6 protein-coding genes are annotated in these 2,573 nt (G+C 70.0%); 1 reads left to right on the plus strand and 5 read right to left on the minus strand.

Features of this window, described 5'->3' with window-relative positions; genetic code table 11:
- A partial coding sequence (locus tag VFZ70_14870; GenBank protein HEX6257087.1) for an ISKra4 family transposase occupies window positions 1-198 on the plus strand: 198 nt, incomplete at its 5' end.
- Window positions 199-253: 55 nt separating this feature from the next.
- On the opposite strand, the gene VFZ70_14875 is transcribed toward VFZ70_14870, so the two are convergent.
- The 5 genes from VFZ70_14875 to VFZ70_14895 all read right to left on the minus strand — a co-directional run.
- Window positions 254-667, minus strand: a complete 414-nt coding sequence (locus tag VFZ70_14875; GenBank protein ID HEX6257088.1) for a helix-turn-helix domain-containing protein — start codon at window positions 665-667, stop codon at window positions 254-256.
- A 248-nt stretch (window positions 668-915) separates the two neighbouring features.
- Window positions 916-1,053, minus strand: coding sequence for a hypothetical protein (locus tag VFZ70_14880; GenBank protein ID HEX6257089.1), 138 nt, complete (start codon window positions 1,051-1,053; stop codon window positions 916-918).
- The gene (locus VFZ70_14885) at window positions 1,050-1,745 is read right to left on the minus strand and encodes an ATP-binding protein (protein ID HEX6257090.1); all 696 of its coding nucleotides are present in this window, start codon (window positions 1,743-1,745) and stop codon (window positions 1,050-1,052) included. Before VFZ70_14885 ends, VFZ70_14880 begins: the two co-directional genes overlap by 4 nt.
- The gene (locus VFZ70_14890) at window positions 1,742-1,900 is read right to left on the minus strand and encodes a hypothetical protein (GenBank protein ID HEX6257091.1); all 159 of its coding nucleotides are present in this window, start codon (window positions 1,898-1,900) and stop codon (window positions 1,742-1,744) included. The genes VFZ70_14885 and VFZ70_14890 overlap by 4 nt, the downstream gene beginning before the upstream one ends.
- A 167-nt stretch (window positions 1,901-2,067) precedes the next feature.
- Window positions 2,068-2,573: DUF4118 domain-containing protein (locus VFZ70_14895; protein ID HEX6257092.1), on the minus strand; the 506-nt coding region annotated here is incomplete at its 5' end.

Raw genomic sequence — 2,573 nt, forward strand, 5'->3', positions numbered from 1 at the left:
TGCCGCCACCTCGTCGCCGACCGCATGGATCTCACCGGCGCACGATGGGGCCTACACGGCGCCGAAGCCGTCCTCAAACTGCGAGCCATCCACAGCAACGGCGACTTCGACGACTACTGGCGCTACCACCGCGCCCAGGAACAGCGCCGAAACCACACGCAACGCTACGCCAACAACGCCATCCCCCAAGCCGCCTGACGTCCCTCCAGAAGAGCCGCACCCGAATCGATACCCCGACAACCCCGAACGCCCGTCAGCGTGAGGCCCGCGTGGATGGCAGCGCGAACACTGTGGCGCGTACGGTGCGGCGGTGCCGGCTGGTCGCGCCCAGATCAATGTCGCGTCCCAGTCCCGTCATCGGAACATCCACCTGTCCCGAAACGAACCGGTACCCCATCCCGGCATCCGTGTGGAAGTACCGCGGCCGGCGCGGATCGGGTTCCAGCTTTCGGCGGATGTGCGCAAGGTGGACGCGGAGCAGGTTGGTGTCGTAGGTCGCTGTGGGGCCCCATATCTGTTCGAGCAGTTGACGGTGGGTGACGATCCGAGACTCGTTGCGGACGAGCGTCTCGACGATCAGCCACTCCGTCGGCGTCAGCCGGGTGGTGCCGGCCGGTGTCGTGACTGCCTGGAGGCAGATCGACGGTGAACGCAGGCGTGCGCACAACAGGCTCGTCGGCGACGTGCACCGCCGAGCGCCGGAGCGCAGCGCGGACCCGAGCGAGGAGCTCGTCGAGGCCGAACGGCTTGGTGACGTAGTCGTCGGCGCCGGCGTCGAGCGCGCGGACCTTCCGGAGTCGATGTCGCGCACGGTCAGCACAATGATCGGGACGTCGGTCCAGCCCGAAGCCCCTTGATGACGTCGACGCCGTCGATGCCCGGTAGGCCGAGGTCCAGGATCACAAGGTCGGGTCGCTACCGCGCAGCCTGACGCAGCGCCTCCTCGCCGGTCCCGGCGAGCACGACGTCGTAGTCGCGGATGCGCAGGTTGATGTCGAGCGCGCGCAACAGCTGTGGTTCGTCGTCGACGACGAGGACCTTCGACGTGGTCATGCCCTGCCCCGGTCGCGCGTGGACATCGGGTGCCGTGCACGCTGTGGACGTTCGGCGTCCGGCGGTCCGGCAGGTCCCTCGGCACGCGTCGTCGTTGGCAGGTGGAGCACCATCGTGGTGCCGCCCCCGGGTGTGTCGTCGATGCTGAGCCACGCGTCGATGGCGTCGGCGAACCCGCGCGCGACTGCGAGGGCCCAATCCGATCCCGTCGGTGGAGTGGTGTCGCCGGTGCGCTGGAACGGCTCGAACACGCTGTCCCGGTCGGCGGGGGCAATCCCCGGACCGCGGTCGACGACACGTAGATCCACGCCTCCCGGGACGTCTCCGGCAACGACGCGGACCAGGGTGCCCGGCGGCGGCCACTGGATCGCGTTCGCCAGCAGGTTGGCCACGTTGCGCTCGAGCAGTCCTGGGTCGGTGTCGACCCGAGGCAGCGACTCGGGAACGCTGATCTCGACCCTCGTGTGGTGGTGTCCGAGTGATCGCACGGCGGCGGGCACGACCTCGTCGAGCCCGATCGGCTCGGTCACCGGGTCGAGCGCGCCGCTGTGGATGCGGCTCATGTCGAGCAGGTTGCCGACGAGAACGTTGAGGCGATCCGTCTCGTCGACGATCGTCTGGACGAACTCGTCGCGGTCGTCTTCTTTCAGGTGGACGTCAGTCTGCTGGAGGCTCGTGGCGGCCGCTTTCATCGCCGCGAGCGGCGTCCGCAGGTCGTGCGATACCGCGGCGAGCGGGCGGTCCGCAGCTCGTTGGCCTGCTGCAGCTGCCCGGCGCTGGCGGCGGCGCGCGCCAGGGTCCGGCTCTCGAGCGCGACACCGATCTGCGCGGCGAACGCGGCGAGCACCCTGCGGTCGCGCGCGAGCGTACGGGGTCCGTCGCTGACGAGCAGGTGGTCCGGCGGGACCGGGATCGTGTCCGACCCGTGCTCGGGTGCCGGTGGTGGATCGGCACCGGATGTGGCCTCGATCGTCCACCCCCTCTGGGCATCACCGCGAAGCAGGGCGACGCCGTTCAGCTGCAGCGCCGTCTTGATGTGGTCGACCAGCCGTCCAGCGGTCGGTCGTCGTCTAGGAGGATCCTCGGCAGGTCGCTGAGCGCAGCGGCCTGCGATGTCGCGCGGGTCGCCTCGGCGGCTCGTCGGGCGGCGATGTCAACCAGCACGCTGACGATCACGCTCACTGCGACGAAGACGATGAGGGCCAGGAACACACGGGCGTCGGCCACCACCCACGTCCGCAGGGTCGGTGAAGAAGTAGTTGGTGGGATGGCGACGCCCGCCACGGCGGTGCTGAGCCCGGCGCCCAATCCGCCGACCGCCGACGCGATGACGGCGAGTCCGAGGTAGAGCAGCATCACGCTCGCCAGCTCGAGTCCCCGCTGGGAGGGGACCAGGAACGCGCTCAGCGCCGTGGTGCCAGCGGCGCCGACGAGGAAGCCGAGGAGACGGCGGCGGCGGGACAACGCACGGTGCCGGTGACGCCGCCACGGTCGGAGTGGTTCGCCGTCGGAGCCGTCGG

Source organism: Euzebyales bacterium (genome assembly GCA_036374135.1).
In the GTDB taxonomy this organism is placed as follows: domain Bacteria; phylum Actinomycetota; class Nitriliruptoria; order Euzebyales; family JAHELV01; genus JAHELV01.